This window comes from Lentzea flaviverrucosa (genome assembly GCF_003350445.1).
GTDB lineage: Bacteria > Actinomycetota > Actinomycetes > Mycobacteriales > Pseudonocardiaceae > Lentzea > Lentzea californiensis.
In genome coordinates, this window is sequence record NZ_QQAU01000002.1 from 1 (window position 1) to 14,113 (window position 14,113).

The window sequence follows — 14,113 nt, forward strand, 5'->3', positions numbered from 1 at the left end:
GGAAGACCCGCCCCGGCGGGCCAACGCCGACGCCGCAAGGCGCCGGCTGCCTGAACACAGTGGACTCACATTCACTCACACCTCAGGTAACGGTAAGTGGTGCTGGAGCGGTTGACCGGACATGAAGACCCGCATCCGATCTACGAGCGGCTGCGCGCACTCGGGCCGCTGACCGGTGAGGGTGGCCTCTGGTTCACGACGAGCCACGCGGTGGCCAACCCGGAACTCGCGTCCGCCGTGGTCGAGGAGACGCTGCGCTGGGCGCCGCCGGTGCAGATGACCAGCAGGATCGCGCACGAGCGGGTCCACGGGATCGGCAAGGACGAGGTCGTGACGCTGCTGATCGCCGCCGCCAACCGCGACCCGGAGGTCTACCCCGAGCCGCACAAGTTCGACGTGATGCGCGTGCACAAGCCGGAGCACCTGGCGTTCTCCAGCGGCATCCACTACTGCCTGGGCGCGACGCTCGCGCGCATGGAGGGCGAGGTGGCGTTCCGCGCGCTGGCCCGCCGGATGCCGGACCTGCGGCAGACGGGCCCGGTGGTGTTCCGCGACTCGGTGGTGATCCGCGGGATGAGGAGCATGCCGGTCAGCCGGTCTTGACCTTCGTCCAGGCGTCCGCGTAGAGCGCTTCGGCGTCGCCGCCGAGGTCCTTGGTGAACGGGAGCTTCGCCAGCTGTTCGTCCGGCGGGTAGACCACCGGGTCGTTCAGCAGCTCCTCGTCGATCAGAGGCTTCGCGGCGGCGTTGGGGCTGCCGTACCGGACGGCGTTGGACAGCGCCGCACCTGCCTCGGCGCCCAGGACGTAGTCGATGAACCGGTGCGCGTTGGCGGCGTGCGGCGCGTCCTTCGGGATGACGAGCAGGTCCACGTAGGACAGTCCGCCCTCCACGGGGATGGCGTACCCGATGTCGTCGTCGGCGGCGCGCGCCTGGAACGCGTCGCCGGAGTACGACTGCGCCAGCCGCACCTGGCCCGAGGTCAGCGGTTCGATCACGTCGGAGGTGATCTGGCCGAGCTTCTTCTTCAACGACAGCAGGAAGTTCGCCGCGTCGTCGATCTGCCGCGCGTCGGTGGTGTTCGGGTCGTGGCCGAGCTTCAGCAGTCCGATGGCCATGCCGTCACGGGCCTCGTCGAGGATCGAGCTGCGCCCCTGGGCGTTCGGCAGGTCGTAGGCGTCGAAGCCGGTGACGTCGCCGCCGATCTGCGACCTCGAGTACGCCAGACCCGTTGTGCCCCAGGCCCACGGCACGGAGTACCGGTTGCCGGGGTCGTACTCGGCCTCCACGAACCGCCGCTCCAGGTTGCGCAGGTTCGGGATCGCGTCGTGGTCCAGCGGCTGGAGCAGGCCGGACCGCAGGAACCGGCGCAGGAAGTTGTCGCTCGGCACCACCAGGTCGTACCCAGCCTGGCCGGACGCGATCTTGGCTTCCATCTCGTCGTTGGTCGAGAAGTTGTCGTACGTGACCTCGATGCCGCTCACGGACGTGAAGCCCGGCAACGTCTCCGGCGCGATGTAGTCGGTCCAGTTGTAGAAGTTGAGCTTGGGCTCGTCGGCCAGGTTCGCGGCCCTGCCCGCGCTCGGGCCGCCGGAATCGATCGGCGCCGGGCCGACCGCGCAGGCGGCGAGCGCGAAGAACGCCATCGAGCCCAGCATCGTGCGCCGGGTCACCCGTGGGCTGTCGACGTCCCACAGCCGGGCGATCCGGACCTGCTCAGCCATCGTCCGGCTCCAGCAGCACGGTGAACTCGGGGTCCCAGGCCACCCGCACGGACTGACCGGGCGCGCCCGCGTCGTCGATGCGCTGGGCGTTCTGCACGAACGCCGTGAGCACGCCTCCGGGCGTGCCGACCACGAACTGCGTGGACACGCCCGTGTAGACGACGTCCTGAACGACGCCCCGCAGCACGCACCAGCCGGTCGGCGGCTCGGCGGACTCGTTGAACAGGTGCACCTTCTCCGGCCGCACGGTCGCGGCGACCTTGCGGCCGTGGCTGACGCTGCCGGAGAACTTGGCGCGCAGGTTCGTGGCGCCGGGAGCCGTCAGCGACACCAGGCCACCGTCCACACCGGACACCTCGGCGCCGAGGACGTTGGACGTGCCGATGAACCCGGCGACGAACCGGGTCGCGGGCCGTTCGTAGACGTCCTCGGGGTAGCCGACCTGCTCGATCCTGCCCGCGTTCATCACGGCGATGCGGTGCGAGAGGACCAGCGCCTCTTCCTGGTCGTGCGTGACGTGGAGGAACGTCGTGCCGACCTCGCGCTGAATGCGCATCAGCTCGATCTGCAGTTCCTTGCGGAGCTTGGCGTCGAGCGCGCCGAGCGGTTCGTCGAGCAGCAGCAACCGCGGACCGGCGGCGAGCGCGCGGGCGATGGCGACGCGCTGCTGCTGGCCACCGGAGAGCTGCGCGGGCCGGCGCTGGGCGAACTGCGACAGCCGCACCAGTTCGAGGTGCTCGCCGACGCGCTTCTTCAGCTCGGCGCCGCGGATCTTCTTGCGCTTGAGCCCGTACGCGACGTTGTCCCACACCGACATGTGCGGGAACAGCGCGTACGACTGGAAGACGGTGTTGACGTCCCTCCGGTGGGGAGGGACGCCCACCATGTCGTTGCCGTCGAGCTCGATGCGGCCCTCGTCCGGGTCCACGAACCCGGCGATCATGCGCAGGACCGTGGTCTTGCCGCAGCCGGAGGGCCCGAGCACCGAGAAGAACTCGCCCTCGTGGACGTCGAGCGAGACGCCGTCGACCGCCACCTGGTCCGAGAAGCGCTTGCGCACACCGTGCAGACCGATCTCGACGGGGGCGAACGTGTCCGGGGTTGAGCCCTCGGCGGGAGAGAAGCCGGTCAAGTCGAGGCGCCTTCACAAGATCGGACGGGTAGGCCTCGAAGAGCCTAGACCCGTGCGACCTCGCTCGTCAGTCGTGCGCGCGCGACCTCACACCTCCGTGCTCACCGTCATGTGCGACGATGGCTTCGTAATCCGGATGAGCAGTGGAGGAAACCGTGGCTACGTCCTCGGAACTGGACAAGCGTCCTGCCGTCGACCCTCACGAGGAGCCGTCGCACGAGTGGGGCTGGCACGGCACGTTCCCCAAGGGCACCCGCATCGCGGGCTGGCTCTCGGCGATCTTCTGCTTCCTGATGCTGATCGGCAACCACCACGGCAAGACCGAGGACATCTTCCTCGTCGCCACCGGGGTCTCGATCATCGCGTTCCTGCTGTGGGACGCCGCGCGCAGCAAGAAGCCGTGGCGTCGCTAGAGCGTCTCCAGCACGATCTTGCCCTGGGTGCGGCCCGTCCCGCCCAGGGCATGTGCTTTTCCGGCGTCTTCCAGCGGGAACGTCGCGTCGACGTGCACCCTGAGCTCGCCCGACTCGACCAGCGCCGCGATCGCCTCCAGACCCGCGCGGTCGGGTTCGACCAGGATCGGGCTGGTCCTGATGTCGTCGCGCAGCGGCCTGTCCACTCCGGACGGCACGCCGACGAACAACCCGCCGGGACGCACCGACTCGGGTGACGAACCGCCGACGAGGTCGACGAACACGTCGACGTCGGTGCCTTCGTAGTCGCCCTTGGTGTAGTCGACCACCTCATCGGCACCGAGGTCCCTCAGGAACGCGTGCTTGGGCTCCCGCGCCGTGCCGATGACGTACGCGCCGTGGGCCTTCGCGATCTGGACCGCGAGGTGACCGACGCCGCCCGCCGCAGCCGTGATCAGCACCTTCTGGCCCTTCTGCACCTCCGCGGTGTCGATCAAGATCTGGTGAGCGGTGAGCGCGGCGAGCGGGAGTGCGGCCGCCTCGACGTGGGTGAGGCTCTTCGGCTTCTTCGCGAAGTGACGGGACGGGGCCGTGACGTACTCGGCGTACGCGCCCGCGGCACGGGGGAACCACGGCATGCCGTAGACCTCGTCGCCGGGCTTGAGGGTCGTGACGCCGAAGCCGACCTCCTCGACCACGCCGGAGACGTCCCAGCCGTTGATGAACGGGAACGTCTGCATCCCGGCCATGCCGCTGCCCGCGCTGGTCTTCCAGTCGACCGGGTTGACGCCCGCCGCGTGCACCCTGACCAGCACCTCCGTCGGAAGTGGTGACGGCTTGGGCACGTCGGTGAGAGTCAGGGGGCCGCCGAACTCGTTCTGGATGATCGCTCGCATGCCGTCAAGCATGGGAGAGCAGGTCTCTTTTCGCAATCAGGCACTATCTTGTGCACTAGGTACCTGGTAGAAACTACCCGTGATCAGGGACGTTTACCTCAAGATGTGTCCGTGCCGCGACCTGCTGGACATGGTCGCGTCGAAGTGGACGGCGCTGGTGATCGGCGACCTGGAAGACGGGCCCAAGCGGTTCGGTGAGCTCAAGCGCCGGCTGGAGGGCGTCAGCCAGAAGATGCTCACGCAGACGTTGCGCACGTTGGAACGCGATGGGCTCGTCACGCGCACGGTGTACCCCTCGGTGCCGTTGCGCGTCGAGTACGAGCTGACCGAGCTCGGGCGCAGCGTCACCGAGCCGCTGGCCGCGCTGCGGTTGTGGGCGCAGAAGAACTACGAGACTGTCGCCGAAGCGCGCGAGACGTTCGACAGCGCCGACCCGATCGGCCTGGAACCCGCCACGACCCGCTAGCCGACGACCCAGCCGAACTGGAACTCCCGCTGGTAGCCCTCGCAGTTCACGTCGGGCGAGTCGAAGTGCGTGCCCTTGAACAGGCAGCGGTACAGCGGCAGAGAGGGCACGTCGGCGGGCTTGCCGGTGAAGACGTGACCGAGCGGGGTGGCGCTGACGACCGTCTGACCTTCGCAGGTGGGCGAGACCGAGGTCATGTGGTCCTCGGACCCGTTGATGCGGCAGGCGTAGAGCGGCTTCGTGCCCGCCTCCTCCTTCGCGAGGAGCTTGCCGAGGTTGACCGCCTCCGCGCTGAAACCCGCCGGCGTGGCCACGCGTGACGTGCCGCTGAAGTGGTAGCCGCTCGCCTTCAGGTGACGGGTCAGCACCAGCGTCTCGCGCGGCGGCTTCGGCTGCGTCGTCGGTGGCTGTGGCTGACCCGGTTGCGTCGACTGGGAGGGCTTCGACGGCTGGCTGGACGACGGTGCCGCGCTGCTGCTCGGCGCGGCACTGCTGCTGCTCGCCGGTGCGCTCGACGCGGTGCTGCTCGCGTTCGCCGACGGCTGTTCCGAGCTCGGCCCCTGCTGGGCGGCCGCCCTGCCCTGCTGGATCTCCGGCCTGAGGAGGAACACCGCGGTGAGCGCGATCACCACGACCGCGGCCGCGGCACCCGCGAACACCCCGATCTTCTTGCGGGACTTGGGTTTCTCGTCCCAGTCCGCGTGCGTCGGCGTGTTCGGCGTGACGTAGCCGGTGACGGGTTCGATCACGACGGTCTGCTCGGACGGCGTCAGCGGCTTGACCACGGTCGTGGCGCCGCTGAGCCGCCCCCGCAGCTGGGCCGCCGTGAGCCGGCGCGTGTCGTCCTGGCTGAGCAGGGCCATGATCGTGTCGCCGAGCGGGCCCCTGGTGCGCTGCAGCGCCGGTTCCTCGTACATGATCGCGTGCATGGTGGCCGCAGTCGTGTCGCGCTGGAACGGAGAACGGCCCTCGACGGCGTGGAACATGGTGGCGCCCAACGCCCACAGGTCGCTCGCCGGTGACGGCTGCTTGCCCGCGAACAGCTCCGGCGCCATGTAACCGGGCGAGCCCATGATGCCGCCGGTCGCCGTCAGTCCCGGATCGTCCATCGCGCGGGCGATGCCGAAGTCGGCGAGCTTCACACGTCCGTCGGGCAGCACCATGATGTTGCTGGGCTTGACGTCCCGGTGCACGATGCCCGCCGCGTGCGCCGCCTCCAGCGCGTTGAGCGTCTGCAGGCCGATGTTCGCGACCTCGTCCTCGGTGAGACTCCTGCGGGTCATGACCTCGGAGAGCGTGGGCGCCTCGACGAGTTCCATGACCAGGTACGTCACACCGTGCTCGACGATGACGTCGTAGATGCCGACGACGTTCGGACTGTTCAGGCGGCCTGCCGTGCGGGCTTCCCGCAGCACCCGCTCGGTCTCGGTGGTCCGCAGCTCCTTGAGCGCGACCTGCCGTCCGATGACCCTGTCCTCGGCCAGCCAGACGACCCCCATGCCGCCCCGGCCGAGCTCCCTGAGCGTCGCGTATCTGCCCGCGACGAGCCTGTTGTCTTCCCCCACGAGCCCGGATGGTAGCCGCACGGCCGCCTGTCCTGTTCCGGTACGGCTCCAGTTGCGTCGGCCCCCGCTTATGTCCGATCAGGCGGCATTCCCACCTTCCGGGCGCTGTTGCAGGTATGCGCATACGACAGTTTGCTCACCTGTACATCTCCGGTGAGAGGACAGAAATCATGTCGGTGACCGACGAACTGCTCGCCAACAACGCCACCTACGCCGCCCAGTTCTCGGGCCCGCTCCCCCTGCCCCCGGCCAAGCACGTGGCCGTCGTGGCGTGCATGGACGCCCGCATCGACGTGTACCGCGTGCTGGGCCTGAACGAGGGCGAGGCGCACGTCATCCGCAACGCCGGCGGCGTCGTGACCGAGGACGAGATCCGCTCGCTCGCCATCAGCCAGCGCCTGCTCGGCACGCGCGAGATCATCCTCATCCACCACACCGACTGCGGCATGCTGACGTTCACCGACGACGAGTTCAAGCGCTCGATCCAGGACGAGGTCGGCGTGAAGCCCGCCTGGTCCGCCGAGGCGTTCGGCGACCTGGAGGAGGACGTGCGCCAGTCGATCGGCCGCATCACCGCCAACCCGTTCGTGCCGGTGAAGGACTCGGTGCGCGGCTTCGTGTTCGACGTGGCAACGGGCGTGCTGACCGAGGTGAAGCCCTAGACGCACACCCAGCAGTAGAGCCGTTCGCCGTTCTTCACCGCTTCCACGGCCAAGGCCTTGAGCTCGTGGAGCACGCCGGCCAGCACCAGCGGATCGGCCCCTTCCAGCTCTTCGATCCGCGCCCAGGCCACCGCGATCTCGTCCAGCCCGCTCGCCTCGCTGAGCCCGTCCCGCACCCCGTCGGTGACGGTGAGGACCAGGACCTCACCGTCCTCTTCGAGCACGAGGGCGTGACCACACCGCGGGTCGTCGGTGATGTCGTCGTAGGGGCGGCCGGTGAGCAACTCCTCCAACTGCCCCATCACCACGACAGGATCGAGCGCCTTCGTCTCGACCGTCCTGAACAGCCCCACCGGCCCGCCGTCGATCGTCGCGGCCGCGAGTTCGTCGGACGGCGCGGCGAAGTAGTCGTACATGACACCCATGATTTCGAGGCCCCCTCAGGCATGGACGCGATGTTCGTGGCAGTAGATCAGGTGCATCCAGTTCCAGTGCCGCCGATCCTCGGTGATCTCCGCGCAGCAGTGCTCACCGGGGTTCTCGTGCATGAACCGAGGGCCATTCTCGACCAACTTCCGGAACTCCTGTCCCTGCGAGTGGAACGCGGGCGCGCTGCCCACCATGAACACGGTGTCGCCCGAGATCTCCCCGCGCAGCACGTCCCGGTTGTCCCGCCAGTGCAGACGTTCGTAGTCGGGCTCCGGCCCGAACCCTTGACAGGTAACGGTGTGCGGCCGCCCACCCCGGAGCCTGGCACGCACTTCCTTCCACTTCGACAGCCGGAAACCCAGACTGTGGTGCAGCAGCACCAGGTCCAGGAACGGGCCGTCGCTCCAGACGCACTCCTCCGCGGCACTCTGCCGCAGCGGCAAGTACACCAACGTGCGCGGCGACCGCATCGCGAACGCCCACGCCATCGCCATCATCCGTGCCGCGGCTTTGTCCACACACGACTCAACGCCCACGCATGCTTCGTACAGCGGTGCGTGCTTCACCGGCTGGGCGGGCCGCACCACCCGGTACTCGTCCCGCCCCAGCCGAACCGTGCTGACGAGCGTGCGCCAGCGTTCCCCTTCGATCTTCATCGGCGCGTGCTGACCCGGTGTTCGTCGCAATACACGACGTGCAACCAGTTCCAGTACCGGTCCTTGGGGGTGAGCTCGGCGCAGCAGTGCGTGCCAGGAACTTCGTGCATGTGCCGGGGGCAGTCCTCGACCAACTGCCGGAACGCCTGACCGCCGGCCTGGAACGAGGACCTGTCGCCAACGATGAACACGGTGCTCTCCGCGATCTCCCCGCGCAGCACCCCCTGTTCCCACCGAGGCAACGCACGCTCCTGCGGCATCCCTTGACACACAACGGTGTGCGACCGGCCACCCCGAAGCCTGGCGCGCACGTCCCGCCACTTCGACAACCGGAACCCGAGACTGTGGTGCAGCAGCACCATGTCCAGCGCGGGCCCGTCGGCGCTACGGCACTCGCAGTCGCTCTGCCGCAACGGCAGGTACACCAACGTGCGCGGCGACCGCATCGCGAACGCCCAGGCCATGGCGATGTCGAGCGCCGACGTCTTGGTCACGCACGTCTCGACGCCCATGTACCCCTCGTACAACGGCGCATGGCGCAACGGCCGGGCCGGCTGCACCACCCGGTACTCGTCCCGCCCCAGCCTGACCGTGCTGACGAGCGTGCGCCAGCGTTCCCCCTCGAGTTTCATCGCGGGAACGGTAAAGCCCGGCGGGGCGTTCGGCGACTGATTTCGATCTCGACGACAACGCATCAACGTTCGATCCACACGCGTGCCGAACCCTGGACGCATGGCGCCCAGCAGACCCTTCTCGATCTACTTGCTCAAGGAGTCGTTCGACGCTCTCAACGCGCTCGAAGCGAACAACTCACTGCGCTCTGCGGACGCCGACAACCTCCCGACAGGGGCGACCTTGCTCGTCCACGACGGCCCCAGGCATTCGCCCTGGTGGAAGGCCTACTTCGGGGTTCAGCGCACACTTCTCCAGTCGAGCAAGGGCGCGATGGTCTTCCTCCCCGTGGACGAACGCGTGTTCGTGCTCTGCTTCGGCCACGTGGCGCACAATCTGAAGGACGAGTCCTACGAGTACGACTTCGGCATCAGAACCACGCTGAACTGCGTGGATCCGCAGAAGCTCAAGAACACGGACACGGTCGAGCCCGGTTCAGCACGCCGGCAACGCACACAGCACGCGTTGGAAACCGACCTCACCTACTTCGACTTCGACGCGGACAGCGCGGTTCTCAAGAGCATCACCGGCAAGGTGAAGGACGAGCACGCCGACATAGTTCGGCACGCGACCGGCGCGAGCAGTCTGCGAATCAGCACGCCCGTCCCGTCCGACGAGCTGACCAAGCTGTGTTCACGCTTGCTCGTCCTCTACCAAGACGATTCCTACCTCACGAGCTTCCCCGACATCCAGAAGATCGCGCCGGTCCGTGACCCCGGCCGGATCGCCGACCTCAACACAACGCTTCTGGCAGATGTGCACGCACGAGCAGACAGCGTGCGTCTCACGACGCCCGCCTTGATCGACTACGAGCACGACAACGACAGCCTCTACGTCAGATTCCTCAACGCCGGTCGAAGCATGCTCTACCCGGACGTGGCGATCGAGCACTACTACCAGCACCTGGACGAGTCCGGCCTGTCCGTCGACGGTCTGACCGTCGAGCAGTTGAAGTCACATCGCCTGGCTTTGACCGATGAGTTCGGTGAGGTCCGGCAGAGCTACACGATCTTCAAGTCACTGCACTTCGACACGGCCGACGGAACGAGCGGGTCCACCTTCTACCTCAACGAAGGGAACTGGTACGAGGTCGACAGCTCATACATTTCGGACCTGCGAGCCAGGCTCGACCCGTTCTGGTCGGACCTGGCGTTCCTGGCGGACTGTCCGCAGGACCTCGAAGGCGACTACAACGCGGACATGGGCAAGAAATCCGGCTTCGTGTGCCTCGACAGGACGAGCGTGAGCCCGAAGGGGCAAACCGGCATCGAGCCGTGCGACATCTACCTCGCCGACGACGGCAAGGCGACGCTGGTGCATGTCAAGATTTCCACGGACTCGAGCCTGCTGAGCCACCTGTTCAACCAGGGGACCAACTCCGTCGAGCTGCTCAGGAGCGAGGACAGCGCGCCGGGACGACTGGTCAAGCTGATCAGGACCAAGGCCAACGAGCACAGCGACGTCGACGCCCTCGTGGCCGCCGTCCACAGCGGCAACTACGCGGTCGTCTTCGCGATCATCACGCGCAAGGATCCCAACGAGAAGTCGCTCAACCTGCCGCTCTTCTCGCGCATCAGCCTCGCACGCAACATCAAGGCACTGGACCGCGTGATGCGCGTTCCCGTGAGCTTCGGGTTCATCAAGCACACAGCGCCGCGCAAGCCACCCAAACCCAAGACCAGACGGCGAGGTCAGCCCTCGGCGGCGAGCTGACCGCAGGCGGCGGCGATCTCCTGCCCGCGCGTGTCCCGCACGGTGCACTCGACGCCCTGCTCGCGAACCCGCCGCACGAACTCCCGCTCCACCGGCTTCGGCGACGCGTCCCACTTGCTGCCCGGCGTCGGGTTCAGCGGGATCAGGTTCACGTGCACGAGCTGCCCGAGGTGCTTGCGCAGCTTCTTGCCGAGCAGGTCGGCGCGCCAGCCCTGGTCGTTGATGTCGCGGATCAGCGCATACTCGATGCTGACGCGGCGGCCGGTCTTGTCCGCGTAGGCGCGCGCCGCCTCCAGCACCTCGGCGACGTTCCACTTCGTGTTGACCGGCACCAGCGTGTCGCGCAGCTCGTCGTCCGGCGTGTGCAGCGACACCGCGAGACGGACCTGCAGGTTCTCCTCGGTCAGCTTCTTGATCGCGGGCACGAGACCGACCGTCGACACCGTCACGTGGCGCTGCGAGATGCCCAGGCCGTCCGGCGCCGGGTCGCAGATGCGGTGAACGGCCTCGAGGATGCGCTTGTAGTTCGCGAGCGGCTCGCCCATGCCCATGAAGACGATGTTCGACAGGCGGCCGGGACCGCCGGGCAGGTCGCCGTCACGCATGGCGGCGGCGCCGAGGCGCACCTGGTCCACGATCTCCGCGGTCGACAGGTTGCGCTGCAGGCCGCCCTGGCCGGTCGCGCAGAACGGGCACGCCATGCCGCAGCCGGCCTGCGACGAGATGCACAGCGTCGCGCGGTCCGGGTAGCGCATGAGGACGGACTCGATGAGCGTGCCGTCGTGCGCGCGGAGCAGCGTCTTCGACGTGGTGCCCTCGTCGGCAGTGACCTTGCGCACGACCGTGAACAACGGCGGCATCAGGTCGGCCACGAGCTTGTCGCGCGTGGTCGCCGGGATGTCCGTCATCTCGGCCGGGTCGACGGTCAGACGGCTGAAGTAGTGGTTCGACAGCTGCTTGGCCCGGAACGGCTTCTCGCCAAGGGCCGCAACGGCTTCCGCGCGTTGGGCGGGCGTGAGGTCGACCAGGTGGCGCGGCGGCAGGCCGCGCTTGGGCGCGTCGAAGACAAGGGGAAGCGAGGTCATAGCACATCTAGTGTCCCACGAACTTCACCAACACAAGACCGTTGCATCGCGATAGGTTCCGATATATCGTTAACGACATGATGATGAAACCACACCACAGAGATCACCACCACAGGCACCGCCACGGACCCTTCGGGGGCGGCGGCAGGGGCGGCCGCCAGAGGCGCGGCAACGTCCGGGCGGCCGTTCTGTCCTTGCTGGCAGAACGGCCGATGCACGGCTACGAGATCATCCAGGAGATCGCCAGGCGTACCGGCGGCATGTGGAGCCCGAGCCCCGGCTCGGTCTACCCGACGCTGCAGATGCTCGCCGACGAGGGCCTCGTCTCCGCGGCGGAGGAAGGAGGCAAGAAGCTGTTCACCCTCACCGAGCACGCCAGGACGGAGCACCCGGCCCCGCCCTGGCGCGACATCGAGATCCAGCTCGACCCGGTCGACGGCGAACTGCGCACAGCCGTCCGCCTGCTGGGCGCCGCGATGGAGCAGATCTCCCACGCGGGCACGCCCGAGCAGAAGACCCGCGCGGCCGAGCTCTACAACGAGCTGCGACGCAAGCTGTACGCCATCCTCGCCGAGGAGTGACCTACCACCGGTCGTGCACGTGCGGCCGGATCAGCTCGTCGTACACCTCGGCGACGGCCTTGCCGTCCACCGGTTCGAGCGAGGCCGCCTGCGAGTTGGCCCGCGCCTGCTCCACGTTGCGAGCACCGGGAATCACCACCGTGACGCCGGACTGGTCCACGATCCACCTGAGCGCGAACTGCGCCATCGTGGCACCTTCCGGCACCAGCGGACGCAGCCGCTCAACAGCCTCCAGGCCGACCTCGTAAGGCACCCCGGAGAAGGTCTCGCCGACGTCGAAGGCCTCACCGTTGCGGTTGTAGTTGCGGTGGTCGTCCGCACCGAAGGTCGTCGCCTTGTCGTACTTCCCGGTCAGCAACCCGGACGCGAGCGGCACCCGCGCGATGATCGCGACCCCCGCCTCGGCGGCCTTGGGCAGCACCTCTTCGAGGGGCTTGAGCCGGAACGCGTTCAGGATGATCTGCACACTGGCAACGTTCGGACGCCGGATCGCCTCCAACGCCTCCTCGACCTTCTCCACGGACACGCCATAGGCGGCAATCCGCTGCTGCTCGACCATCTCGTCCAAGGTGTCGTACACCTCGTCACGGCTGTAGACCGCGGTGGGCGGACAGTGCAACTGCACGAGGTCCAACGTGTCGACACCGAGATTGCGGCGGCTCCGGTCGTTCCACGCGAGGAAGTTCTCCCGCGAGTACCCCTCAGCGACCTGCGCCGGCAGCCGCCGCCCCATCTTCGTGGCGACGAAGATCCCGTCGTCCTTGCGCTCCTTCAGAAACCGCCCGACGAGCGTCTCACTGCGGCCGTCCCCGTACACGTCGGCGGTGTCGAAGAAGTCGACCCCCGTGTCGGCGGCGGCGTGCAGCAACGCGAGCGCGTCGCTCTCGTCCACCTCGCCCCAGTCGGCGCCGAGCTGCCAGCAACCCAGTCCCACGACGCCGACCTGACGGTTCAACCTGCCTGCGTTTCGCTTCTCCACGAACCCGAGCCTAAACGGCTGAGCGGACAGGGGCCTACGACCTCGGGTTCTGCCAGCCGATCCCACGGAGCACTCTGACCCGCCCACACACGACAAATCCCATGCGCTCACCGTCCGAAACCACAAGTTTCATGAACCTGTCTTCGTAGCGTTTGGGCGAACGCAGGAAGTCATCCATCTCGGACGCGTCGGCAGCGGCCTCCACTGAAAGTCTCGCGTAACCGGTTGCAAGCTTCATTCCGAGCACGTTGCCGAACTCGACGTCCACATAGTGATCGTAATTTTCCCCGGGCCGTCCACGCAAGACGAGCATGCGGTGAGAGTGGCTGTACGACCACACCTGGAAAGGGTGCTCCAGGTGCAGTGGCAAAACTTCCTTGCTGTCCAGCATCTCCAAAGCACCTTCCATCAGCGCGACATTGCCGCACACCTCAGCCACGACCACCTTGCCCCGATCGTCCTGCGTTTCGCTTCTTCTCGATCGGCCCTAGTCCAGCTCTCCGCTGCTGACCGCTTCGGCAGCGATGACTACGAGTGCGCTTCGCAGCGCATCCGACAGTTTCGCCATGTGAGTCAAAGCGTCAGCGTCCCGCCCGTCCACGAGCCGCAAGATCTCCAGCTGAGCCTGGATCTCCGCCGCAGGCAACGGCGGGACGTCCTCATACGGGCTGGGCGATGTCGAACCGAATTCAGCCACCGCCCGCAGTTCCATGCAGTCCAGGTGTTGCATCACATCGATAGAGATGGAGGAGCACATGCTCGCCCATTCCTCCAGGAAGGCGCGATCCGCGTTTGCATCGGCCCTCAACACCAGTTCCGATGCCATGGCCAGCAGCTCGGCGCGGTCGCTCTCCCCCCGCACCTCGCCAGTCTCGGGATCGGCGCCGTAGACCGCCAAACTTTGCCGCGCCGACATCAAGGCGCTCAGAACAGCGCTTGTGTCGCGCAGCTCAGCCAGCTCCACCAAGGAGCCCGTGGAGAACGGCGCGGCGTCCTCCTCCACAACGCCTTCAGCCACCAGAACGGCCGACGTTCGATGGACGCATCCAAGCGCACTCAGAGCCAAACCCCAGTCAGAAGCGGCTTCAAATGCCGCGACGAGACCTCTGTACGGTTCTTGCGGCATGATCACGAACTCCAG

General features: G+C 67.4%; 17 protein-coding genes. 6 read left to right on the top strand and 11 right to left on the bottom strand.

The window, feature by feature from the left end; all coding sequences use genetic code 11:
• The first annotated feature begins 111 nt into the window (after positions 1-111).
• Positions 112-603, top strand: coding sequence for a cytochrome P450 (locus DFR72_RS06030; RefSeq protein WP_170176152.1), 492 nt, complete (start codon positions 112-114; stop codon positions 601-603).
• On the opposite strand, the gene DFR72_RS06035 is transcribed toward DFR72_RS06030, so the two are convergent.
• Positions 590-1,723 (bottom strand): polyamine ABC transporter substrate-binding protein, encoded by a 1,134-nt coding sequence (locus tag DFR72_RS06035; protein WP_090066371.1) that lies wholly within the window; start codon positions 1,721-1,723, stop codon positions 590-592. The two genes, DFR72_RS06030 and DFR72_RS06035, sit on opposite strands and share 14 nt — an antisense overlap.
• Positions 1,716-2,855: an ABC transporter ATP-binding protein gene (locus DFR72_RS06040; RefSeq protein WP_090066372.1), complete on the bottom strand. Its 1,140-nt coding sequence runs from the start codon at positions 2,853-2,855 to the stop codon at positions 1,716-1,718. Before DFR72_RS06040 ends, DFR72_RS06035 begins: the two co-directional genes overlap by 8 nt.
• Positions 2,856-3,010: 155 nt before the next feature.
• On the opposite strand from DFR72_RS06040, the gene DFR72_RS06045 reads away from it, so the two are divergent.
• Positions 3,011-3,268, top strand: coding sequence for a DUF2631 domain-containing protein (locus tag DFR72_RS06045; RefSeq protein WP_090066749.1), 258 nt, complete (start codon positions 3,011-3,013; stop codon positions 3,266-3,268).
• Here DFR72_RS06045 and DFR72_RS06050 read toward each other — a convergent pair.
• Positions 3,265-4,164 (bottom strand): NADP-dependent oxidoreductase, encoded by a 900-nt coding sequence (locus tag DFR72_RS06050; RefSeq protein WP_090066750.1) that lies wholly within the window; start codon positions 4,162-4,164, stop codon positions 3,265-3,267. The two genes, DFR72_RS06045 and DFR72_RS06050, sit on opposite strands and share 4 nt — an antisense overlap.
• A 103-nt stretch (positions 4,165-4,267) precedes the next feature.
• On the opposite strand from DFR72_RS06050, the gene DFR72_RS06055 reads away from it, so the two are divergent.
• Positions 4,268-4,630: a winged helix-turn-helix transcriptional regulator gene (locus DFR72_RS06055; RefSeq protein ID WP_090066751.1), complete on the top strand. Its 363-nt coding sequence runs from the start codon at positions 4,268-4,270 to the stop codon at positions 4,628-4,630.
• On the opposite strand, the gene DFR72_RS06060 is transcribed toward DFR72_RS06055, so the two are convergent.
• Positions 4,627-6,195: a serine/threonine-protein kinase gene (locus DFR72_RS06060; protein WP_256239399.1), complete on the bottom strand. Its 1,569-nt coding sequence runs from the start codon at positions 6,193-6,195 to the stop codon at positions 4,627-4,629. The genes DFR72_RS06055 and DFR72_RS06060 overlap by 4 nt on opposite strands.
• A 170-nt stretch (positions 6,196-6,365) precedes the next feature.
• On the opposite strand from DFR72_RS06060, the gene DFR72_RS06065 reads away from it, so the two are divergent.
• Positions 6,366-6,857: a beta-class carbonic anhydrase gene (locus DFR72_RS06065; RefSeq protein ID WP_090066373.1), complete on the top strand. Its 492-nt coding sequence runs from the start codon at positions 6,366-6,368 to the stop codon at positions 6,855-6,857.
• On the opposite strand, the gene DFR72_RS06070 is transcribed toward DFR72_RS06065, so the two are convergent.
• Genes DFR72_RS06070 through DFR72_RS06080 form a run of 3 tightly spaced genes read right to left on the bottom strand, consistent with a single transcriptional unit; the run spans position 6,854 to position 8,574 of the window.
• Positions 6,854-7,273 (bottom strand): hypothetical protein, encoded by a 420-nt coding sequence (locus DFR72_RS06070; protein ID WP_143086733.1) that lies wholly within the window; start codon positions 7,271-7,273, stop codon positions 6,854-6,856. The two genes, DFR72_RS06065 and DFR72_RS06070, sit on opposite strands and share 4 nt — an antisense overlap.
• A gap of 24 nt (positions 7,274-7,297) precedes the next feature.
• Positions 7,298-7,942, bottom strand: a complete 645-nt coding sequence (locus tag DFR72_RS06075; protein ID WP_090066375.1) for a hypothetical protein — start codon at positions 7,940-7,942, stop codon at positions 7,298-7,300.
• Positions 7,939-8,574 carry a hypothetical protein gene (locus tag DFR72_RS06080; RefSeq protein WP_090066376.1) on the bottom strand — a complete coding sequence of 212 codons (636 nt, stop codon included), beginning with the start codon at positions 8,572-8,574 and terminating at the stop codon, positions 7,939-7,941. Before DFR72_RS06080 ends, DFR72_RS06075 begins: the two co-directional genes overlap by 4 nt.
• A gap of 100 nt (positions 8,575-8,674) precedes the next feature.
• Here DFR72_RS06080 and DFR72_RS06085 point away from each other — a divergent pair, with 100 nt between their 5' ends.
• Positions 8,675-10,327 (top strand): DUF6119 family protein, encoded by a 1,653-nt coding sequence (locus DFR72_RS06085; protein WP_090066377.1) that lies wholly within the window; start codon positions 8,675-8,677, stop codon positions 10,325-10,327.
• Here DFR72_RS06085 and rlmN read toward each other — a convergent pair.
• Positions 10,306-11,412 carry a dual-specificity RNA methyltransferase RlmN gene (gene rlmN, locus DFR72_RS06090; protein WP_090066378.1) on the bottom strand — a complete coding sequence of 369 codons (1,107 nt, stop codon included), beginning with the start codon at positions 11,410-11,412 and terminating at the stop codon, positions 10,306-10,308. The two genes, DFR72_RS06085 and rlmN, sit on opposite strands and share 22 nt — an antisense overlap.
• Before the next feature lie 77 nt (positions 11,413-11,489).
• Here rlmN and DFR72_RS06095 point away from each other — a divergent pair, with 77 nt between their 5' ends.
• Positions 11,490-11,993: a PadR family transcriptional regulator gene (locus DFR72_RS06095; RefSeq protein WP_090066379.1), complete on the top strand. Its 504-nt coding sequence runs from the start codon at positions 11,490-11,492 to the stop codon at positions 11,991-11,993.
• Between the two features lies 1 nt (position 11,994).
• Here the strand turns inward: DFR72_RS06095 and DFR72_RS06100 are convergent, their stop codons facing one another.
• Genes DFR72_RS06100 through DFR72_RS06110 form a run of 3 tightly spaced genes read right to left on the bottom strand, consistent with a single transcriptional unit; the run spans position 11,995 to position 14,104 of the window.
• Entirely contained in the window at positions 11,995-12,972 is a 978-nt protein-coding gene (locus tag DFR72_RS06100) for an aldo/keto reductase (RefSeq protein WP_090066380.1), read from the bottom strand.
• 34 nt (positions 12,973-13,006) lie between these two features.
• A complete protein-coding gene (locus DFR72_RS06105; RefSeq protein ID WP_143086734.1) occupies positions 13,007-13,411 on the bottom strand; it encodes a hypothetical protein in 405 nt (134 codons plus the stop codon).
• Positions 13,412-13,459: 48 nt separating this feature from the next.
• A complete protein-coding gene (locus DFR72_RS06110; protein WP_143086735.1) occupies positions 13,460-14,104 on the bottom strand; it encodes a hypothetical protein in 645 nt (214 codons plus the stop codon).
• Positions 14,105-14,113 lie beyond the last annotated feature (9 nt).

Coding starts and splice junctions, on each gene's coding strand:
- DFR72_RS06035 (WP_090066371.1), bottom strand. CDS start 1,723: ATGGCTGAGCAGGTCCGGATCGCCCGGCTGTGGGACGTCGACAGCCCA.
- DFR72_RS06050 (WP_090066750.1), bottom strand. CDS start 4,164: ATGCGAGCGATCATCCAGAACGAGTTCGGCGGCCCCCTGACTCTCACC.
- DFR72_RS06055 (WP_090066751.1), top strand. CDS start 4,268: ATGTGTCCGTGCCGCGACCTGCTGGACATGGTCGCGTCGAAGTGGACG.
- DFR72_RS06065 (WP_090066373.1), top strand. CDS start 6,366: ATGTCGGTGACCGACGAACTGCTCGCCAACAACGCCACCTACGCCGCC.
- DFR72_RS06070 (WP_143086733.1), bottom strand. CDS start 7,273: ATGTACGACTACTTCGCCGCGCCGTCCGACGAACTCGCGGCCGCGACG.
- DFR72_RS06075 (WP_090066375.1), bottom strand. CDS start 7,942: ATGAAGATCGAAGGGGAACGCTGGCGCACGCTCGTCAGCACGGTTCGG.
- DFR72_RS06080 (WP_090066376.1), bottom strand. CDS start 8,574: ATGAAACTCGAGGGGGAACGCTGGCGCACGCTCGTCAGCACGGTCAGG.
- DFR72_RS06085 (WP_090066377.1), top strand. CDS start 8,675: ATGGCGCCCAGCAGACCCTTCTCGATCTACTTGCTCAAGGAGTCGTTC.
- rlmN (WP_090066378.1), bottom strand. CDS start 11,412: ATGACCTCGCTTCCCCTTGTCTTCGACGCGCCCAAGCGCGGCCTGCCG.
- DFR72_RS06095 (WP_090066379.1), top strand. CDS start 11,490: ATGATGATGAAACCACACCACAGAGATCACCACCACAGGCACCGCCAC.